This is a genomic window from Kushneria sp. AK178 (genome assembly GCF_053903105.1).
The window spans coordinates 2966480-2985157 of the sequence record NZ_CP096381.1; the positions used below are offsets into that span (position 1 = coordinate 2966480).

The following is an 18678-nucleotide window of genomic DNA, read 5'->3' on the forward strand; positions in this document are numbered from 1 at the left end:
GATCGGAACAGGGTGCTCATGCAGCAGAACTCCTCGAGGTTGTTATTGGGGAGTAAGCTTTTGCGGCCAGCATGCTCATACCATAGACAGCCTTCAGGGCAGTGACACCACCCTTTTTGTGACGATGCGTATGCCCTGCTGTCGGGGCGCGCATCTAGCGACAGAGTCCGTAGCCGCGCATGCCCAGATGAAAGTGATCACGATGGGCCGCGTTGTATTCAGGCCCCAGCGAATTGCCAAAGACATCACAGCTGCCGTCGAAGGCGCGCCTGAGCAGTTCGCCGCGTGGCCCTTCATCCTGCCAGTGCCCGGAGACCGTGGCCCGGGTGCCGCCGCTCAGACGAAAACCGGTGACATCGAACGCTTCGGCCGTGGCATGTTCGCTGCGCCGGCCGCTGGCGCGATGATAGACATTGCGACAGGCGAAGCTGCCGACATGATCGACCCGGGTCACGTCCCTACCAAAGAGCTCGCGCGCGAGCGGCTGCAGGCGCTGTCGTTCGAACACCACCCAGGACAGCGCCAGCGGGCAGCTGGCCAGAAAGCTGGTACCGAACTGCACCGAGGTCGAGCGTACTCGTACGGCGTCATGGAGCTGACACTCGCCGATCTCGGGACTGCCCACTTCCACATAATCGATGGCCCCCTGCTCGCGCGCCCGCGCCAGCGCTGTCAGACAGCGCTGCGGGTCCTGATCCAGCGCCTTGAGCTTGAAACGGGTCACCGGCGTCAGCGGATCATCCACATTAAACGGCGCAAAGGGGTTGAACCGTGACGGGACGCGCTCGCTGCCCGGCCACTGCTGCCAGAGGCCGACCGCCACTACCACCGGTATCAACAAAATGATCAGTATGGCGTAGCGCACGTCCCCTCCTGCTCATTCGACGGACAAAAAAAATCCCGCATGGAGGACATGCGGGAGAGAAGGGGGTGTTGCAATGCATCAACGATGCAGGGTAAAGCAGATTCGAGTCTGGCGGCTCGAACCGTCATCAAGATTAAGGCATGACCTGTCAATAAACTAATCATGATTGCGGATCATTGAAATAGTCATATGTAATCAGGCCGACCCAACAGGTCGGCCTGACACTATTACCGCAGCCCCTTTTCATTTATTCCGGCTCGATTTGCCCGGTGCCCCGATCACGATTGATCCGACGATTCTTGACGCCCGGCACACGACGCAGCCGGTCGGCGTTGGTATCGGACATCTCATCGGCCTCGAAGGCGTCCGCCCCGACCGGGGTCTCGCCGTGCTGGCGATAGAGATTGAGCAGCATCTGCTTGCGATCGGCCCGCAGCTCCTTGAGCAGCACATAGACCATGCCGTAGATGATCAGCGTAAACGGCAGCGCCGACACCACCGCGGCCGACTGCAGTCCGCTCAGACCGCTCTCGCCGCCGGCCGTGATCAGGATCAGACAGATTGCGGCAATCAGCACTCCCCAGGTCACACGCTTGTAGAGCGGCGGATTGAGCGAGCCCTTGTCGGTCATCTGCCCCACGATGTAGGCCGCCGAGTCGGCCGAGGTGACCAGAAAGATAAAGATCAGGATCATGGCCACGATCGACAGCGGGAAGGTGAACGGCATCTGCTCGAACATCACGAACAGGGCCGAGGTGATGTTGTCACTGGTGGCCTGCGCCAGTCCCGCATCCTGATAGAGATCCATGTGCAGGGCAGCCCCGCCAAAAACGCCGATCCACAGACAGGCCAGCAGCGGCGGCACGATCAGCACCCCGAAGACGTACTCCTTGATGGTACGCCCGCGCGACACGCGCGCCACGAAGGTTCCCACAAAGGGCGACCAGGCGATGACCCAGGCCCAATAGAACACGGTCCAGCTGCTGATCCAGTCATTGTCGGTGAAGGGGTTGATGCGCAGGCTCATGCCCAGAAAATTCTGCAGATAGTCCCCCATGCCGACCGTGATGGTCTCCAGAATGGCCACCGTCGGCCCGGTGAACAGGACGTAGAGCATCAGCCCCAGACACAGGATCATGTTCAGATTCGAGAGCCGCTTGATGCCCTTGTCGAGCCCGGAGACCGTGGACATCATGTAGCACACGAACATCGCCGACAGGATAATCGCCTGCCACATGAAGCCTTCGGCCACGCCGAAGACGGCATGCAGCCCGCCGTTGATCTGCAGCACGGCCAGACCGATGGAGGTGGCCACGCCCATGACGGTCGCCACGACCGCAAAGGTATTGAGCAGCCCGCCGGCAAACACGCGCCCCTTGCCGAGTTTCGCCGTCAGCGGCGACATGACCGTCGAGACCAGCCCGGTATTGCCCTTGCGAAACTGGGTATAGGCAATGATCAGCCCTACCACTGAAAACGCGGCCCACTGATGCACGCCCCAGTTGAAAAACGCGTACTGGATAGCGTAGCGCGCAGCATCGGGCGTGCCGCCCTCCATGTCATCAAAGGGCGGCGTCGTGAAGTGCATCATCGGCTCGGCCATGCCGTAAAACACCAGTCCCACCCCGAAACCGGCGGCCAGCAGCATGCTGACCCAGGAAAAGAAGTCGTAGGACGGCTTGCTTTCCTGAGGGCCGAGACGAATCTTGCCGTACTTGCTGAAGGCCAGCACCAGCAAAAAGATGACAAAACCGAAGACCGAAAACAGATAGAACCATCCAAAGAGATGAGTAACGCCGTCCAGTGCGGCACTGGCGCCCTCACTGAAGCCTTCAGGAAAGATGGCACCGATTGCCACAAGCACCACGATAATGATCGTGGAAGCGACAAAGACACGCTGTCTGGGAGCTATGACCATGAGTGCGTCGATCCCCTGTCGTTGTTGGAGTATTTCTGAAGACTAGTTCAAAACATCGCGATTCATGCAGATAAGCGTGCATGATCATCCGCGTCACGACACCACCATCGAATCGATCACCCGGCGGCCTGCAGCGCGTTTTTTGAATACGCGCAAAAAAGGGGACACGTCGGTGTCCCCTTTTATCCTCTGCGCTGCAGGACAAATTACATCCTGGCAGCAATATCCCCCTTTATCCATAACGTCCTGTTATGTAGTCCTCGGTCTGTTTCTTCTCGGGGTCGGTAAAGATCTGATCGGTCTGCCCGCATTCGATCAGCTCGCCCAGATACATGAACGCCGTGATATCCGACACGCGCGCCGCCTGCTGCATGTTGTGCGTCACGATCACGATCGTATAGTCGGCCTTGAGCTCGTGGATCAGATCCTCGATGTAACCGGTGGAGATCGGATCCAGCGCCGAGGTGGGCTCATCGAGCAGGATCACTTCGGGCTTGACCGCAATGGTGCGCGCGATGCAAAGACGCTGCTGCTGGCCGCCGGAAAGCGACTGTCCGTTGGTCTTGAGCTTGTCCTTGACCTCACCCCACAGGGCGGCCTTTTTCAGCGCCCACTCCACCCGCTCGTCCATGTCGCGACGCGACAGACGCTCATAGAGCTTCACGCCGAAGGCGATGTTGTCATACACCGACATCGGAAACGGCGTCGGCTTTTGAAACACCATGCCGATGCGGGCGCGCAGCAGATTGATATCCACGCCCGAGGCGTGCGTGTCCTGGCCATCCAGCAGGATACTGCCTTCGGTTTTCAGCCCCGGATAGAGATCATGCATGCGGTTGAAGCAGCGCAGAAGCGTTGACTTGCCGCAGCCGGAAGGGCCGATATAGGCGGTCACCTGATTGGCCGGGATGTCCATCGAGACATTCTTGATGGCCTGAAAGCCGCCGTAGTAAAAATCCAGATTCTGGACCGATAGCTTGGCCTTGGCCTCGGCATGGGGACTGCCGGATGCGGTTCTGGGTGTCTGCCTGGGCGCCATGGTGAAATTCTCTGATCGCATATTCATGAAATGAAAGCCCTCTGGTGCCTACTTCTGTGACCGCGCGGACGTCACGCGCGCCAGAATATTGAGAATCAGCACCGCTGCCGTCAGTATCAGTGCTCCGGCCCACGCCAGCGACACCTGAGCGGGGATAAACGAATTGATGGTCATGTTCTGGTAAAGCACCATCGGCAGGTTGGGCATTTCGCTGCCCATGTTGAAAAAGTTCCACTGGTTGGTATTGAGTGCCGTAAAGAGCAGCGGCGCCGTCTCGCCGCTGATACGCGCACACCCCAGCAGTACGCCGGTCGTAATGCCCGCCTTCGCGCCGCTGTAGCAGACCCTGAGCACGATCAACCAGCGATGGGCGCCCAGCGCCGCCGCCGCTTCACGCAGCGAATTGGGGACCAGCAGCAGCATGTCCTCGGTCGAGCGAATCACGACCGGAATGATGATGACCATCAGCGCCGCCACACCGGCCCAGCCCGAGAAGTGCCCCATCGGCAGCACCACGACGGCGTAGATATACAACCCGATGATGATGGAGGGCGCCGACAGCAGCACATCATTGATAAAGCGGATGGTGTTGGCCAGGCGCGAACGGCCGCCGTATTCGGCAAGCCAGGTGCCGGCCGCGATGCCGATGATGGTGCCACCGAGGGTCGCCAGCGCCGTCATGATCAGCGAGCCCAGGATGGCATTGCCCAGCCCGCCACCGGACATGCGGGTCCGTTCGGTAAAGACATCCAGTGACAGGGCCGGTACGCCCTTGCTTACCAGCGTGACAAGAATCAGAAACAGCCAGATGACCCCGAAGGCCGAGGCCAGCAGCGAGGCGGTCATGATGATGCGATTGATCGTGCGCCGACGACGATAGACAGGATTCATGATGCGCTCCTCATGCGGCCCGTTTTTCCATGCGAGCAAGCATGAAACGGGCCAGTGCCAGCACGGCAAAGGTAATCAGAAACAGGACCAGCCCCAGCAGCAGCAACGCCGAGCGCTGCAGGCCATCGGCCTCGGAGAACTGGTTGGCGATCAGGGCGGCGATCGAGGTGCCCTGCCCGGTCAGCGTCGCATTGAGGAACAGGTTGTTGCCGATCACGAAGGTAACCGCCATGGTCTCCCCGAGCGCTCGCCCGAGGCCGAGAATCACACCGCCCAGCATGCCGGCCTTCACGGACGGAAAAATGACGTGGCGTATCACCTCCCAGGTGGTACAGCCCAGCCCGTAGGCGGATTCGCGCATGATCGGCGGCACGGTATTCATGACATCGCGGGTCACGGCGGTGATGAAGGGGATAATCATGATGGCCAGAATCAGACCGGCGGTGGTCAGGCCGGTACCCGCCGGAAACACTGACGGAAAGTGGGACTGCAGAAACGGCGCCAGTACCTCCATGCCCCACATGCCGTAAATAATGGAAGGCACGCCTGCCAGCAGCTCGACCATGGTCCCGATGGTGCGTCGCAGCTTCGGGGGGCAGAGCTCGGTCAGAAAGATGGCAATACCCAGCGAGACCGGAATCGCAATGGCGATGGCAATCAGGGAAGTGACCAGGGTGCCGTAAATGGCCGGCAGCGCACCGAAGTTTTCAACATTGGCCGCCCAGCGATCCCCCGTAAAGAAGGACAGCCCAAGCTCCTGCAGCGCCGGCCAGCCAGCCAGCACCAGCGAGCCGGTGATGGTGCCCAGCAGCACCAGCACCAGCAGTGCCGATGTTCGGGTGCCCAGCTCAAAGATCCGGTCCACCAGACCATTACGCCTGAGCGCGGTGCGTTCCTGAGCACTTGCCGACAGATTCTGCATCCGTTCGCCCTCTGCAGTTCGTGGGGTAACGCTGCTGCCGGTCGTCATGAGTCATACCTGTGCATAAACGTTTGTGGGGTTGTCAGGTGGACAGAGGCCGGAGCACATGGCTCCGGCCCGTTACACTGGCGCGGCAGGAATTACTGCTGCCAGACGGCGTTGCCGCTGCTGTCCTTGATCTGCGACCAGACGTCCTGCTTGATCATGCTGACGACGTTCTCCGGCATCGGGATATAGTCCAGCTCGGAGGCCATGTCGTCGCCGTTTTCAAACGACCAGTCGAAGAAGGCGAGCGCGTCACGAGCGGCCTGGGCATCATCGACCTCGGTGTGCATGAGGATGAAGGAGGCGCCCACGATCGGCCAGCTGTCATCACCCGGCTGGTTGGTCAGCACCAGGTACATGCCGTCGGCATTTTCCCAGTCGGCATTGGCCGCCGCGGCCTGGAAGGAGTCGCTGCCGGCGGTCACGAAATTACCGGCCTGGTTTTCCAGCTGTGCCACGTTCAGATCGTTCTGCTCGGCGTAGGCCGACTCGACGTAACCGATCGCACCATTGATGCCGTCGACCTGGCTTGCCACACCGGCATTGGCCTTGGCACCGACACCGGCAGGCCAGGCGACCGACTTGCCTTCACCGATCTCGTTTTTGAACTCATCACTGACCTGAGACAGATAGTGCGTGAACAGGAAGTTGGTCCCGGAGCCTTCAGCGCGATAGACCGGCGTGATCTGGGTGTCCGGCAGATCCATATCGGGATTGAGTTCGGCAATGGCATCATCGTTCCAGCTGGTGATATTGCCCTGGTAGATGTCGGCCAGCGTCTGTCCGTCCAGGCGCAGCGCACCATCATCGACACCTTCGATATGCACAACCGGTACCACACCGCCCATGATCTGCGGCCACTGAACCAGATTGTTCTCCTCGAGCTCTTCCGGCGTCATCGGCGCATCACTGGCACCAAAGGTGACCGTGTTGGCCGTGATCTGCTGGATACCACCACCGGAACCGATGGCCTGATAGTTGAGGCCATTGCCGGTCTCGTCCTGATAGCCATCGGCCCACTGTGAATAGACCGGATAGGGAAAGGTCGCTCCGGCGCCGGTAATGGTAGCGGCCGAAGCGGTGGCCGCCAGCGAGGTAGCGATGAAGGCTGCAGCGACTTGCTTGATCATCTGAATTGCTCCGTTCCCTTGCGACAGGACGCACCGGGCGTCCTGTTGATCATCATACCGCCCGGAATACAGGGGCGACTGCTCAGTACCACGCCAGGTTAGCAAGCATATATGTCAGTTTTATTGCAGCACTGTCATATAAACGACACGATCTCTAGCGAAGCCACTGCCGCACAAGGGTGACGCAGGCCATGCCCAGCGCCGTCATGACCAGCGACCCGATCAGATGGGCACTGATGCCGGCCAGGGCATTCAGGTAACGCCCGGCCTGCAGTTGCCCCAGGATTTCCAGCGAGAAGGTCGAAAAGGTCGTCAGCGCGCCCAGAAAGCCGGTCACGACAAACAGCTTCCAGTGCGGACTCAGCTCCGGCAGCAGATTGAACAGCGCAAAGGCGATACCGATCAGCCAGGCGCCCAGCAGGTTGGCCACCAGCGTGCCGGGCGGCAGAGGTGGAAAGAGCGCATTGAGCACCAGTGACAGGCCCCAGCGCAGGTTGGCCCCCAGGGCCGCGCCAAGACCGATGGCAAGAATGGAAAACCACATGGGACACTCCTTGACGATGGAACAGGGAGCGAACGCGGTGACAGGACGGGGCATCGTCATGGCACGCCTGCGCCCGCACCCGGGTGCGTGATGCAGGCATCATCAATCACGATGTGGTAGAACGCGATGGTTTGAAGCACCGGCTTCGGGAGGCATGCCATCTCCTCCGCCAAAGGATTGCACTGCCCCGGGGTGATGACAAGTAGCACGCCACGAACGCCCTGCCCCTGCCCGCCATCGCCGCGTTTGCGTTAACATGTCCCTTTATTCTGTTTACGGGGCGTGACCATGCCGGCAATGGGCCGTTTCAATACGCTTGAGGTCCTCAGGACGTCTTCCATCGGGCTGTTTCTCGATGGTGGCACACTGGGCGATGTTCTCCTGCCGACGCGCCAGATACCGCGAGGGGCATCTACCGAGCCGGGCGACTCGCTGCGGGTCTTTTTGTATCTCGACAGCGAAGACCGCCCGATCGCCACCACCGAGCGCCCGAAGATTCAGGTCGGTGAATTTGCCGCCCTGGAAGTGGTCGAGCGCACCCCGGTCGGCATCTTTCTGGACTGGGGACTGCCCAAGGACCTGCTGCTGCCGCATTTCGAGGAGCGCACCAACCGGCCGCTGCGCCAGGGCGATCGCTGCGTGGTAGTGGCCTATCTGGACGATCGCACCCGACGCATCACCGCCTCGATGCGACTGGATCGCTACCTGGATCAGGTACCGGCCGACTACGCGCGGGACGAGGCGGTCGAGCTGCTCATTACCGGGCCCACCGACCTGGGCTTCAATGCCATCATCAATCATCGCCACCGGGGGCTTTTGCACAAAAGCGAAGCGATTCGCCCGCTGCGCATGGGCACCCGTACCCGAGGCTATATTCGCCGGCTACGCGATGATGGCAGGATCGATCTGAGCCTGCAGCCCCGCCGCGAAGTGCTGGCAGAACCGCTGGCCGAACAGATTCTTGAACAACTGCAGGAGGCCGGCGGCATGCTGCCCATCAGCGACAAAAGCGACCCGGTCCTGATTCAGCGCACCTTCGGGGTGAGCAAGGGCAACTTCAAGAAAACAATTGGCGGTCTCTACAAACAGGGACTGATCACCATCGACACCGATGGCATACGGCTGGTGCAGTCGTCCTGACCGGCCCGGCCGCAGCGTGTTTCAGCAACCCCTCTGGATGTTCAGGAATCGTCATGCGCAAGACAACGGGCATTATCGGCATCGCGGCCGTCATTGTCGTGGCAGCGGGCATTGCCGCGCCCTGGTACACCGGCCAGCGGATCGAGCAGGAATTTCGTCAGGGCGTCGAGCAGCTCTCCGCCAGCGTTCCCATGGAAGTCACCCGCTACGACCGGGGCTGGCGCACGTCCGAGGCCGTCACCCGCACCATCATCGACACCGAAGACGGCCCCTGGCCGATCGATATCCACCACCACATTACCCACGGCCCCTGGGGATTTGGCTGGGCACACATCGACAGCACCCCCGATTCCGGCGAGCACCGCAGCGCCGTGGCCCACTATTTCGGCGATCAGGTCCCGCTTGAGGCCACCACCACCGTGGGCTTTGGCAACGACGTCAACATCGACTGGCGCTCGCCGTCGTTCGAGGCCACCGACGTCCCGGAGCTGCCCGGCGCGCAGCTGGCCTGGGGCGGCATGGAAGGCCATTACCATCTGGATGATGGCCGCACCGAGTCGAATATCTCGATCCCTTCCCTGCATTTTCTGAGCGAGGACGCCCGCCTGGTGCTCAAGTCGCTCAGACTTGAAAACAGCGGTGCCGGCGGCCCCGACTGGCCCGATATGGACAACTTCTGGGACGGTCGTTTCCGGACCACGCTGGGCAAGCTGCACTATCAGGACGATACCGAAGGCATGACCCTGAAGCTGGGGCTGGACGGCCAGGGCCAGCTGCGGGACAACGGCGATGACGGCCTGTCGATGGCAGGCTCCTGGCAGATCAGCAACATGCTGCTGAAGGACCCGTCGCTGGCCGAACCGCTGATCATCAATAGCGCCACCCAGACCCTGGCGCTCAGGCACCTGCCTCGTGACGCCACACGCCACCTTCTGATCGGCCTGTCGAATCTGGATGACTCGCTGGACGAGGACCGGATCGAGGCCCGGGCACAGCAGATGCTGACCCGATACCTGATGGAAGTCCTTGGCGGCACACCCTCGGCCGAAGTGACGGTCGCGGGGCTGGATACGCCGCAGGGGTCGCTGGAAGGCAAGCTGGAGGTCAGCCTCACGGACGGCGACGGTGGCGAACGCTCCCCGCTGACATCGGCCCTGCAGCGCGCCAGCCTGACACTCGACATGGCCTCGGATCGCACGCTGCTCACGCGCCTGATCCAGCTGTCGGATACCGACACCCGGGCGGCCCCGCTGCTCGATGGGCTCGAGCAAGAAGGGCTGCTGGTCCGCGATGGCGACCGCTACCGTCTGGATGTCGAGATGAACAGCCGGGACCTTCGGGTCAACGGCGAGCCCCACCCCGAGCTTTACATGATGCTGCCGCTGCTGTTGATGTCCACGGGCAGCTGAGCCATCGGCCTGACGCCAGCGTCAGGCCATGGTCGTCTTGTGTCGCACTCCGGGAGTCGAGTATAGAAAGAGCACTACCGGCGGCCGGAGTGATCACCGGTGTCTCGAGGCCAGCGCCCGGGGCATCCCCATCAACGTCTGTCTACAGCGAGTCATGACGATGTCCCAGAACCCTTCTCGCCCACTCTATATCGTGCACTCGGGGCCCACCCTGCTGGAAACGCCGCTGCTCAACAAGGACAGCGCCTTTTCGCTGGAAGAGCGCATTCAGTTCAACCTGCTGGGCCTTCTGCCCCAGAACATCGAAACCATCGAGGAGCAGGCCGAGCGCGCCTATCAGCAGTACGACCAGCAGCCCAGCGACCTGGATCGTCACATCTATCTGCGCTCGATTCAGGACAGCAACGAAACGCTGTTCTTCCGCCTGCTGGAAGACCATCTCGAGGAGATGCTGCCGATCATCTACACGCCTACCGTCGGCGAGGCGTGCCAGTCATTTTCCCAGATCTATCGCTCTCACCGCGGCATCTTCATCTCCTATGACCACCGCGACTACATCACCGATATCCTGCACAGTGCCACCAAGGACAACGTCAAGGTCGTGGTGATCACCGACAGCGAGCGCATCCTGGGGCTGGGGGATCAGGGCATCGGCGGGATGGGCATTCCGATCGGCAAGCTCTCGCTCTATACCGCCTGCGGCGGCATCAGCCCGGCCTACACCATGCCGGTCGTGCTGGATGTCGGCACCAACAATCAGGACCTGCTGGACGATCCGATGTACATGGGCTGGCGCCACGAGCGCATCACCGGCGAGGCCTACTACGAGTTCGTCGACCAGTGCATTCAGGGCATCAAGCGGCGCTGGCCCAACGCCATCATTCAGTTCGAGGATTTCGCCCAGGCCAACGCCATGCCGCTGCTGGAGCGCTATCGCGACGAAGTCTGCTGCTTCAACGATGACATCCAGGGCACGGCTTCGGTCGCACTGGGCACGCTGTTTTCGGCCTGCAAGGCCAAAAACGAGAAGCTCTCCGAGCAGCGCGTGGCCTTTGTGGGCGCCGGCTCGGCGGGCTGCGGCATCGCCGAGCACATTGTACTGGCCATGCAGGAAGAAGGCCTCAGCGAAGAGGAAGCCCGCAAGCGCATCTTCATGATCGATCGTTACGGCCTTCTGACCGATGACATGAGCAACCTGGTCAACTTCCAGCGCCGGCTGGTGCAAAAACGCGCCGACATCGACGGCTGGGACACCAGCAGTGGGGACCTGGCGCTGATCGATGTGGTACGCAATGCCAGGCCGACCATCCTGATCGGCGTGTCGGGTCAGCGCGGCCTCTTCACCGAAGAGGTCATCAAGACCATGCACGAGCACTGCCGCGAGCCGCTGGTCATGCCCCTGTCCAATCCGACCTCGCGCATCGAGGCCACGCCGCGCGATATTCTGGAGTGGACCAACGGCGAGGCGCTGGTCTCCACCGGCAGCCCCTTCAAGCCGGTGACCATCAATGATCGCAAAATCCCCATTGCCCAGTGCAACAACTCCTACATCTTCCCGGGCGTGGGGCTGGGGGCGATCACCGCGAAAGCCTCACGCATCACCGACGGCATGCTGATGGCCGCCTCGCGAGCGCTGGCCGACTGCTCGCCGGTCGCGCTTGAAGGCAAGGGCGCCGTCCTGCCGCCGCTGTCCGATATTCAGGACGTGAGCAGGAAAATCGCCACCGCCGTGGCCCGACGCGCCCAGGAGGATGGCGTGGCGCTGGAAACCAGTGACGAGACCATCCAGAAGGCGATCGAGGCCAACTTCTGGCGGCCGCGCTACCGTCAGTATCGCCGCGCCTCCTACTAAACCGACCAACCGACAACAAAAAGGGCGCCCGAAGGCGCCCTTTTTAATGACGCGACAACGGTCAGGTTCGCGCAGCCTGCCCTTTGGTACTGGCGGCCTTTTTGCGTCTGGCCGGGAAGAAGGTGCCATTGCGCAGATCCGCCTCGATCTCCTCCAGCGAGCGCCCTTTCGTCTCCGGCACGTAGCGCACGATGAATACCAGAGCGGCAATGGTGATCAACGCATAGAGCCAGAAGGTGCCCGAGGTGCCCAGCGCCGTGATCAGCGACAGCGTGGTCAGCGTCATCAGCAGATTGAAGATCCAGTGGCTGAAAGCGCCGACGCTGGCACCCTTGCCGCGCACGAAGAGCGGATAGACCTCGGCATTGATCAGCCACAGGCAGACGCCAAAGCTCGAGTTGAGCGCCATGTAGATGGCCAGACACGCCACCAGCGTCCACTGTGCCGCGGCGTTGTCCGGCGAGCCGCCGATGAACAGCGCCCCCATGATGATCAGCGCCACGGCCGAGCCCGGCACCATCCAGAGTAGAAAGCGCTTGCGACCGATGCGATCGACCAGAAAGATGCCCAGCACGGTGGCCAGATTGATCAGCACCGCCCCGCCCACGGCGGCCAGCACCGAGGCGCTGTCGCCGAAGCCGGCGTCACTGAGGATGGTGGGCGCGTAGTAGATCAGGGCGTTGTTGCCGGTAATCTGGGAAAACATGGCGATACCAAAGCCCGCAATCAGGGCCGGCCGCACCCATGAGCTGAACAGGTCCCGCCAGCTGCCTTCCGGCTGCGCGGCAATCTCCTTGATCTCGTCAAGCTCCTGCTGCGCGCCCTGTCGGTCGCCGCGTACGCGCTCCAGAATGCCCAGCGCTTCCTCCTCGCGATTCTTGCCCAGCAGCCAGCGCGGGCTCTCCGGCAGCAGCAGCATGCCGATCATCAAAACGACGGAGGGGATGATGCCGAGGCCGAACATCCAGCGCCACTGGTGCCCGAGGCCATAGCCGGTGAGATAGGCCACCAGAATGCCGAAGACCACCATGAACTGGAACATCACTACCAGCTTGCCGCGATGGGCCGGCGGGGTGACCTCGGCGATATAGACCGGAATGATCTGCGTGGCGCTGCCGGCGGACAGCCCGAGAATGAAGCGCGCCAGAATCAGCACGCCCACACTGGGCGCCGCCGCCGACAGGACCGATCCGAGCGTGAACACCAGTCCGACCAGGGCGATCGACCAGCGCCGCCCGATGCGATCGGAGATGGGGCCGGTCCCCAGACAGCCCACCAGCGCCCCGAGGATGATGGCACCGGTCACGATCTGCTTGAGCGTATCGTCGAGCGCAAAATCGCGCGCCAGCCCCAGCAGGGCCACCCCGATAATGCCGGTATCGTAGCCGAACAAAAGCCCGCCCAGCGCGGCAATGACAGATACCAGGGCGACCAGGGTCTTGCCCTGAGGCCCCTTGCGCGCACTCTCCGCGTGATGATTCATGAACACTCCTGAAGCCGGCTGAATCGTGTCAGCGTGACACTCAAAAAAATGCCCCGGCGATCAACGCCGGAGCCTGCTGGTCATGATTATAACCTGAAGTCACGCTGATGCCGCCCCGGCGACGTCACGGAAATGCCCCTGAATGGTGACATCGTGTTAAACCCCATCAAGGGTTTATAAAAACCGGATGCGTCCGCCATCCCAGCCGATGACACGATCGGCGCGCGCCCGGGTCCCCTCGATCCGCTCGGCATTGGGGCGGTCGGTGCTCGCCACCCAGGCCCGGGCGTCAGACGCGCTGCGGCCAAAGCGCATGTGACGCTCGACCAGCCACTCCTCGCGCAGCCCGGTGTCGACCTCGACATACCAGACCTCATCCAGCATTGCCTTGACCCGATCCCAGGGCGTTTCTTCCAGCAGCAGATAGTTGCCCTCGGTCACCACCAGCGGGGTTTCGGGCGACACGGCAATACTGGCGGCAATGGGCTCCTCGATTTCGCGGTAGAAGCCGGGCGCATAGACCGTCTCGCCCGCCTGTGGCGCACGCAGCCGCGTCAGCAGCGAGACATAACCGGCGCCATCAAAGGTATCCGACGCGCCCTTGCGCTCGGCGCGCCCCAGACGGGCCAGCTCGCGGTTGGAGAGGTGATAGCCATCCATCGGCACCACCTGCATATCGTCACCGAGATGCTTCAGCAGCGCCTCACTGACGCTCGACTTGCCGGCCCCCGGCGCCCCCACCAGCCCCAGCAGCGCCCGGGGCCGGTCACGGATCAGCGCCCGGGCCGCCGCGACGACCGCGTCATCGATCAAAATGTCCGCCACATCGTTTTCAGACGTCATCATCCCGTCCCGGAAATTTGTCAGCGCTTTCAAAGGGGTAGGACATGAAAAGGCCGGCCCTGTCAGGGGCCGGCCTTTTGACTCAAAACGCTGTGGTTACAGGCGCTTTTCGATCATGCCTTCCAGCTTTTCCTGATCCTCGGCAAACTTGTTGATGCCTTCGGCCAGCTTGTCGTTGGCCATGGGATCCTGGTTATGCTGCCAGCGGAACTCGGCCTCGGTCATTTTCTCGACCTTCTTGTCGCCGGCACCGGTGTCGGTCACCTTGCGCTCGACCTCGCCTTCAGCGTTGGCCAGCTCTTCCAGCAGCGCCGGGGAGATGGTCAGGCGGTTGCAGCCGGCCAGTGCCAGTACCTGATCGGTGTTGCGGAAGCTGGCGCCCATGACCACGGTGTCGTAGCCATAGTTGCTGGCGTAGTCGCATACGCCGCGCACGAACTTCACGCCCGGGTCTTCATCGGGGCTGTAGCTTTCCACGCCGTCACGCTGCTTGTACCAGTCGGTGACACGGCCCACGAAGGGCGAGATCAGGAAAACGCCGGCTTCGAAGCAGGCGCGCGCCTGGGCGTCGCTGAACAAAAGCGTCAGGTTGCAGTTGATGCCTTCGCCCTGAAGCTGCTCGGCGGCACGAATGCCCTCCCAGGTGGAGGCGAGCTTGATCAGAATGCGGTCGCGATCGACGCCGGCCTTTTTATAGAGATCGACCAGCTTGCGCGCCTTCTCGATGCTCGCATCGCGATCAAACGACAGCTTGGCCGCCACTTCGGTGGACACCAGGCCCGGCACCAGTTTGGTGATCTCGGTGCCCACGACCACCGACAGGCGATCCACGGCGTGCTCGAGACGTTCTTCGCGGCTCTGGCCTTCAGTCTCCTTCTTGACCTCGGCCAGTGTCTTGTCGATCAGCTCCTGATAGCCTTCCAGATCGAAGGCCTTGAGCAGCAGCGACGGATTGGTGGTGGAGTCATGGGGCTGGTATTTCTTGATCGCTTCCAGATCACCGGTATCGGCGACGACCTTGGAAATCGCCTTGAGGGACTCAAGTTGAGTTGCCATGTATCACTCCATCGAATCGATTGGGGCCAGCCGAAGCGTTGGCATCGACTGACCGCGATATTCATGCAGGGACGGCTCACGACCGTCTGCAACGAAATTCTACCGTGTCAGAGATTCAGGATAGCGGTCTTTAAGCATTTCGACATAGTCTGCGTAGACATCTGCATAGCGCGATACGTTATCCCTGTCAGGAGATGTGAGGGTAGATCGGTCAATATCAACCGCATGGCGGCAGATATCACTCAGTGACGTCTTGCGCCCCTGCATGTATTCATCGCACCACTGCGCCTGCAATGCCCCGCCCAGCGCGGCCGCCTCGCGAACCACCGGGCAGACCAGCTCCACGTTCATGATGTCGGCAATCATCTGTCGCCAGACGCCGCTGTTGGCACCGCCGCCCACCAGACGCAGCTGCTCGGGGCGAATATCGAAGGCTTCCAGCAGATCCAGTCCGTAACGAAGTCCGAAGCTGGCGCCCTCCATGACCGCCCGGCAGAGATTGTCCGCCGAGAAGTTGTGCGCCGACAGCCCCATAAAGCTGCCGGTGGCCTCCGGCAGCATGGGCACGCGCTCGCCGTTGAAAAACGGCAGCACCCGGACACCCTCGGCACCGATGGGCGCGCGCGCCACGGCCTCGTTGAAGGCCTTCACATCGTGTCCCAGCACACGGCCGAGCTGACTGGTGGCGGAGGTGACGTTCATGGTGCAGATCAGGGGCAGCCAGCCGCCGTGACTGGCGCAGAAATTGGCCACCAGCCCGTTGTCGGTAATCGCCGGCTGGCCGGCGCTGGCATAGATGGTGCCCGAGGTGCCCAGACTCATGGTGACGGCGCCGGTCTGGATATTGCCGGTGCCGATCGCCCCCATCATGTTGTCGCCGCCGCCGGAAGAGACGATCACGCTACTGCCCAGCCCCAGCCGATTGGCAATCTCGCGCCGCACGGTACCGGCCGGCTGATGCGGCTCGATCAGTCGCGGCAGCACGCGCTGCGGGTCCAGCTCGGGCGCCACTTTCGAGAACGCCTCCACATGCCAGCAGCGCTTGCGGGTATCGAACCAGCCGGTGCCCGAGGCATCGCCATATTCGGCGGTGTACTCGCCGGTCAGGTAGAAATTGAGATAGTCGTGCGGCAGCAGAATCCGGGCGATGCGGTCATAGGCATCGCGATGGTGGCGGCGCAGCCACATCACCTTGGAGGCGGTGTAGCCGGTCTGGGGCACCACGCCCAGCGTGTCCAGACAGCCCTTCTCGCCCCCCAGCGCCTCGATGTATTCCGCGTTTTCCTTCGAGGATTCGGTATCGTTCCAGAGCTTGCCCGGATAGACCGGCACGCCCTGATCGTCCAGGGCCACCATGCCGTGCTGCTGCCCGGAGATGCCGATGCCGCGAACGGCGCCGGCATCGATGCCGGCCGCCTCGATGGCCTGATGGAAGGCGGCTTCAAACGCCTGCACCCACCACTCGGGATTTTGCTCGCGGCGGCCGCTTTCACGGCTGATCAGCTCATGCGCCTGCTGCCCCTCCCCGATGATGACGCCGTTTTGCGCATCCAGCACCACCACCTTGGTGCTCTGTGTCCCACAGTCCACGCCGATATACATGGGCTCTTCCTGTTCGAAAATGCTGTTCTGGCGACGGCTCAGCGTACCGATTCCACCGTGGCCCGCGCCCCCTGCTGATGCAGACGGGACAGCGCCTCGGTATAGGCCTCGACAAAGCGCTCGTTATCGACCAGATCGCCGAACACTTCCCGGTTGTCGATAAAGGCCAGCGGATTGTCGCGGTTGCGCTGGGCAATCTCGTGAAGCTCATCTCTTATGCGGTCGATGATCTCGATCGGTTCATTCTGCTCGTCCACGCCTTCAGCGTAGCGGGCCCAGCTGGCCACCACCGCGGCCGAGCGCTTGATCTCGCCGTCACGCTCGAGCTGCTCGCGGATCACAGGCAACAGCCACTTCGGAATGCGATCGGAGCTCTCGGCGCACAGCCGCGCCAGGGTGTCGCGAATCTCGGGATTGGCGAAGCGCTCGATCAGCGTGCGGCGGTAGTCATCAAGGTCCACCCCGGGGACAGGCGCCAGCGTGGGCGTACCTTCCTCGACCATATAGTTGAGCAGAAAGTCGGCGTAGAGCTCGTCCTGGCAGACCTCGTGGGCGTAGCGGTAGCCGTCGAGATAGCCGAAATAGGTCAGCGCCTGGTGGCTGGCGTTCAAAAGGCGCAGCTTCATCAGCTCATAGGGCATGACGTCATCGACTACCTGCACGCCGACCTCGTCGTAAGCCGGGCGGCCCTGGTTGAAGTGATCCTCCAGCACCCACTGGGTGAAGGGCTCACACACCACGGGCCAGCCGTCCTCTATATCAAAGCGCCGCTTGATCTCGGCACGATCCTCATCGGTGGTCACCGGCGTGATGCGATCCACCATCGAGTTGGGAAAGTGCACCTGTTGCTCGACCCAGTCGCCCAGCGCCGGGTCGCGGCGCCGGGCAAAGGCCACGAAGGATGCCTTCGCCACGTCACCGTTGGCCTGAATGTTGTCACACGACATGATCGTAAAGGGCTCGATGCCCTTCTCGCGCCGGCGCGCCAGCGCCTCGGTAATCAGCCCGAAAAAGGTTTTCGGCGTCGCGTCGGCGTCCAGATCGTGACGCACATCGGGGTTGTCAAAATTGAACTCGCCGGTGACGTGATGGAATTTATAGCCGCCTTCGGTGACGGTCAACGAGACGATGCGGGTCGTCTCGGCCGCCAGGCGCTCGATGACCGTCTCGGGATCGTCCGGGGCATAGAGATAGTCCACGATCGAGCCGATCACCCGCGGTTCCCACTGGCCATCGGGATGCTTGAGCACCAGGGTGTAGAGGCCGTCCTGCGCTCTGAGCACCTCCTGCATGCGCCGATCCCCGGGCATGACGCCCACACCGCAGATACCGAACTCCAGCGCCCTGCCCTCGTTCATCAGTTCGTCGAGATACATGGCCTGATGGGCGCGGTGAAAGCCGCCAACGCCGAAGTGAAAGATGCCCACGCTGACATCGTCACGATTGTAGCGAGGCCGTGCCACCGCCTCGCCCAGCTGATCAAGATGGTCTGCCTTCAGCGCTGTCATGCCGTCACTCCCTGGGTTGTCGACCGTTCACACGGCCCGTTGCCGTCATTACGCGGTGGCCTGCGCCGAGGGTGCAGCCGGGGCCTCTGCCACCCCCAGCGCCTCGTCGCTTTCGATATCAAAAAGATGGACATGATCCGGGTCGAAGGCCAGCGTCAGCGTGTCACCGATTTGTATCCCGGGATGCGCCGCCAGCTGCGCCGTCACCAGCGTCTCGCCCACGCGCACCTGCGCCATGGTGACCGGTCGACGAAGGCATGTGCCGCCTCGGGGCTGTTAGGCATGAAAATTCCCTCAATCCGTCATGATCTGGTCACCATGGCCACCCGGGCCATGGACCTGATCGAGGACGCCCTGCACTCCGGCAGCCGACGAGGGACGCGCCAGGTGGTGCGGGGCCATCTTCACCTGCCCGACGAGACCGGCTGAGC

The 18678-nt window shown here is 62.1% G+C and carries 17 protein-coding genes and 1 riboswitch; of the genes, 4 read left to right on the plus strand and 13 right to left on the minus strand.

From position 1 onward, the window contains the following. Positions 1-154: 154 nt before the first annotated feature. The 7 genes from M1D97_RS13590 to crcB form a co-directional block, all read right to left on the minus strand. Positions 155-865: an extensin-like domain-containing protein gene (locus M1D97_RS13590; protein ID WP_456268262.1), complete on the minus strand. Its 711-nt coding sequence runs from the start codon at positions 863-865 to the stop codon at positions 155-157. Between the two features lie 247 nt (positions 866-1112). Continuing rightward, on the minus strand, positions 1113-2783 hold the full coding sequence (locus M1D97_RS13595) for a BCCT family transporter (protein WP_456268263.1): 1671 nt from the start codon (positions 2781-2783) through the stop codon (positions 1113-1115). A 232-nt stretch (positions 2784-3015) separates the two neighbouring features. Further along, on the minus strand, positions 3016-3843 hold the full coding sequence (gene pstB / locus M1D97_RS13600; RefSeq protein WP_456270230.1) for a phosphate ABC transporter ATP-binding protein PstB: 828 nt from the start codon (positions 3841-3843) through the stop codon (positions 3016-3018). A gap of 27 nt (positions 3844-3870) precedes the next feature. Then, entirely contained in the window at positions 3871-4713 is an 843-nt protein-coding gene (gene pstA, locus M1D97_RS13605; RefSeq protein WP_456268264.1) for a phosphate ABC transporter permease PstA, read from the minus strand. A gap of 10 nt (positions 4714-4723) precedes the next feature. Beyond that, complete coding sequence (pstC, locus tag M1D97_RS13610; protein ID WP_456268265.1) at positions 4724-5683, minus strand: phosphate ABC transporter permease subunit PstC; 960 nt, start codon at positions 5681-5683, stop codon at positions 4724-4726. 92 nt (positions 5684-5775) lie between these two features. Further along, positions 5776-6810 (minus strand): phosphate ABC transporter substrate-binding protein PstS, encoded by a 1035-nt coding sequence (pstS, locus tag M1D97_RS13615; protein ID WP_456268266.1) that lies wholly within the window; start codon positions 6808-6810, stop codon positions 5776-5778. Between the two features lie 154 nt (positions 6811-6964). After that, complete coding sequence (gene crcB / locus M1D97_RS13620) at positions 6965-7354, minus strand: fluoride efflux transporter CrcB (protein WP_456268267.1); 390 nt, start codon at positions 7352-7354, stop codon at positions 6965-6967. Between the two features lie 86 nt (positions 7355-7440). Next, positions 7441-7528, minus strand: a riboswitch (Fluoride riboswitch). Positions 7529-7642: 114 nt separating this feature from the next. Here crcB and M1D97_RS13625 point away from each other — a divergent pair. The 3 genes from M1D97_RS13625 to M1D97_RS13635 all read left to right on the plus strand — a co-directional run bounded on the left by M1D97_RS13625 (position 7643) and on the right by M1D97_RS13635 (position 11755). Next, positions 7643-8494 carry a CvfB family protein gene (locus M1D97_RS13625; RefSeq protein WP_456268268.1) on the plus strand — a complete coding sequence of 284 codons (852 nt, stop codon included), beginning with the start codon at positions 7643-7645 and terminating at the stop codon, positions 8492-8494. Positions 8495-8547: 53 nt separating this feature from the next. Further along, positions 8548-9903 carry a YdgA family protein gene (locus tag M1D97_RS13630; protein WP_456268269.1) on the plus strand — a complete coding sequence of 452 codons (1356 nt, stop codon included), beginning with the start codon at positions 8548-8550 and terminating at the stop codon, positions 9901-9903. Between the two features lie 160 nt (positions 9904-10063). After that, entirely contained in the window at positions 10064-11755 is a 1692-nt protein-coding gene (locus tag M1D97_RS13635) for an NAD-dependent malic enzyme (RefSeq protein WP_456268270.1), read from the plus strand. A gap of 61 nt (positions 11756-11816) precedes the next feature. Here M1D97_RS13635 and M1D97_RS13640 read toward each other — a convergent pair whose 3' ends face one another. The 6 genes from M1D97_RS13640 to M1D97_RS13665 all read right to left on the minus strand — a co-directional run bounded on the left by M1D97_RS13640 (position 11817) and on the right by M1D97_RS13665 (position 18484). After that, positions 11817-13238, minus strand: a complete 1422-nt coding sequence (locus M1D97_RS13640) for a sugar porter family MFS transporter (protein WP_456268271.1) — start codon at positions 13236-13238, stop codon at positions 11817-11819. 174 nt (positions 13239-13412) lie between these two features. Then, on the minus strand, positions 13413-14081 hold the full coding sequence (locus M1D97_RS13645; protein ID WP_456268272.1) for a nucleoside/nucleotide kinase family protein: 669 nt from the start codon (positions 14079-14081) through the stop codon (positions 13413-13415). A 96-nt stretch (positions 14082-14177) separates the two neighbouring features. Further along, entirely contained in the window at positions 14178-15137 is a 960-nt protein-coding gene (tal, locus tag M1D97_RS13650; protein WP_456268273.1) for a transaldolase, read from the minus strand. A 99-nt stretch (positions 15138-15236) separates the two neighbouring features. Further along, positions 15237-16739 carry a xylulokinase gene (xylB, locus tag M1D97_RS13655; RefSeq protein ID WP_456268274.1) on the minus strand — a complete coding sequence of 501 codons (1503 nt, stop codon included), beginning with the start codon at positions 16737-16739 and terminating at the stop codon, positions 15237-15239. Positions 16740-16777: 38 nt separating this feature from the next. Continuing rightward, positions 16778-18247 (minus strand): mannitol dehydrogenase family protein, encoded by a 1470-nt coding sequence (locus tag M1D97_RS13660; protein ID WP_456268275.1) that lies wholly within the window; start codon positions 18245-18247, stop codon positions 16778-16780. A 48-nt stretch (positions 18248-18295) separates the two neighbouring features. Further along, on the minus strand, positions 18296-18484 hold the full coding sequence (locus M1D97_RS13665) for a TOBE domain-containing protein (RefSeq protein WP_456268276.1): 189 nt from the start codon (positions 18482-18484) through the stop codon (positions 18296-18298). A 45-nt stretch (positions 18485-18529) separates the two neighbouring features. Between M1D97_RS13665 and M1D97_RS13670 the strand changes: the two genes are divergently transcribed. Continuing rightward, entirely contained in the window at positions 18530-18676 is a 147-nt protein-coding gene (locus M1D97_RS13670) for a hypothetical protein (RefSeq protein ID WP_456268277.1), read from the plus strand. Positions 18677-18678: the final 2 nt, after the last annotated feature.

Coding starts and splice junctions, on each gene's coding strand:
- M1D97_RS13595 (WP_456268263.1), bottom strand. CDS start 2,783: ATGGTCATAGCTCCCAGACAGCGTGTCTTTGTCGCTTCCACGATCATT.
- pstB (WP_456270230.1), bottom strand. CDS start 3,843: ATGCGATCAGAGAATTTCACCATGGCGCCCAGGCAGACACCCAGAACC.
- pstA (WP_456268264.1), bottom strand. CDS start 4,713: ATGAATCCTGTCTATCGTCGTCGGCGCACGATCAATCGCATCATCATG.
- pstC (WP_456268265.1), bottom strand. CDS start 5,683: ATGACGACCGGCAGCAGCGTTACCCCACGAACTGCAGAGGGCGAACGG.
- pstS (WP_456268266.1), bottom strand. CDS start 6,810: ATGATCAAGCAAGTCGCTGCAGCCTTCATCGCTACCTCGCTGGCGGCC.
- crcB (WP_456268267.1), bottom strand. CDS start 7,354: ATGTGGTTTTCCATTCTTGCCATCGGTCTTGGCGCGGCCCTGGGGGCC.
- M1D97_RS13625 (WP_456268268.1), top strand. CDS start 7,643: ATGCCGGCAATGGGCCGTTTCAATACGCTTGAGGTCCTCAGGACGTCT.
- M1D97_RS13630 (WP_456268269.1), top strand. CDS start 8,548: ATGCGCAAGACAACGGGCATTATCGGCATCGCGGCCGTCATTGTCGTG.
- M1D97_RS13635 (WP_456268270.1), top strand. CDS start 10,064: ATGTCCCAGAACCCTTCTCGCCCACTCTATATCGTGCACTCGGGGCCC.
- M1D97_RS13640 (WP_456268271.1), bottom strand. CDS start 13,238: ATGAATCATCACGCGGAGAGTGCGCGCAAGGGGCCTCAGGGCAAGACC.
- M1D97_RS13645 (WP_456268272.1), bottom strand. CDS start 14,081: ATGACGTCTGAAAACGATGTGGCGGACATTTTGATCGATGACGCGGTC.
- tal (WP_456268273.1), bottom strand. CDS start 15,137: ATGGCAACTCAACTTGAGTCCCTCAAGGCGATTTCCAAGGTCGTCGCC.
- xylB (WP_456268274.1), bottom strand. CDS start 16,739: ATGTATATCGGCGTGGACTGTGGGACACAGAGCACCAAGGTGGTGGTG.
- M1D97_RS13660 (WP_456268275.1), bottom strand. CDS start 18,247: ATGACAGCGCTGAAGGCAGACCATCTTGATCAGCTGGGCGAGGCGGTG.
- M1D97_RS13665 (WP_456268276.1), bottom strand. CDS start 18,484: ATGGCGCAGGTGCGCGTGGGCGAGACGCTGGTGACGGCGCAGCTGGCG.
- M1D97_RS13670 (WP_456268277.1), top strand. CDS start 18,530: ATGAAAATTCCCTCAATCCGTCATGATCTGGTCACCATGGCCACCCGG.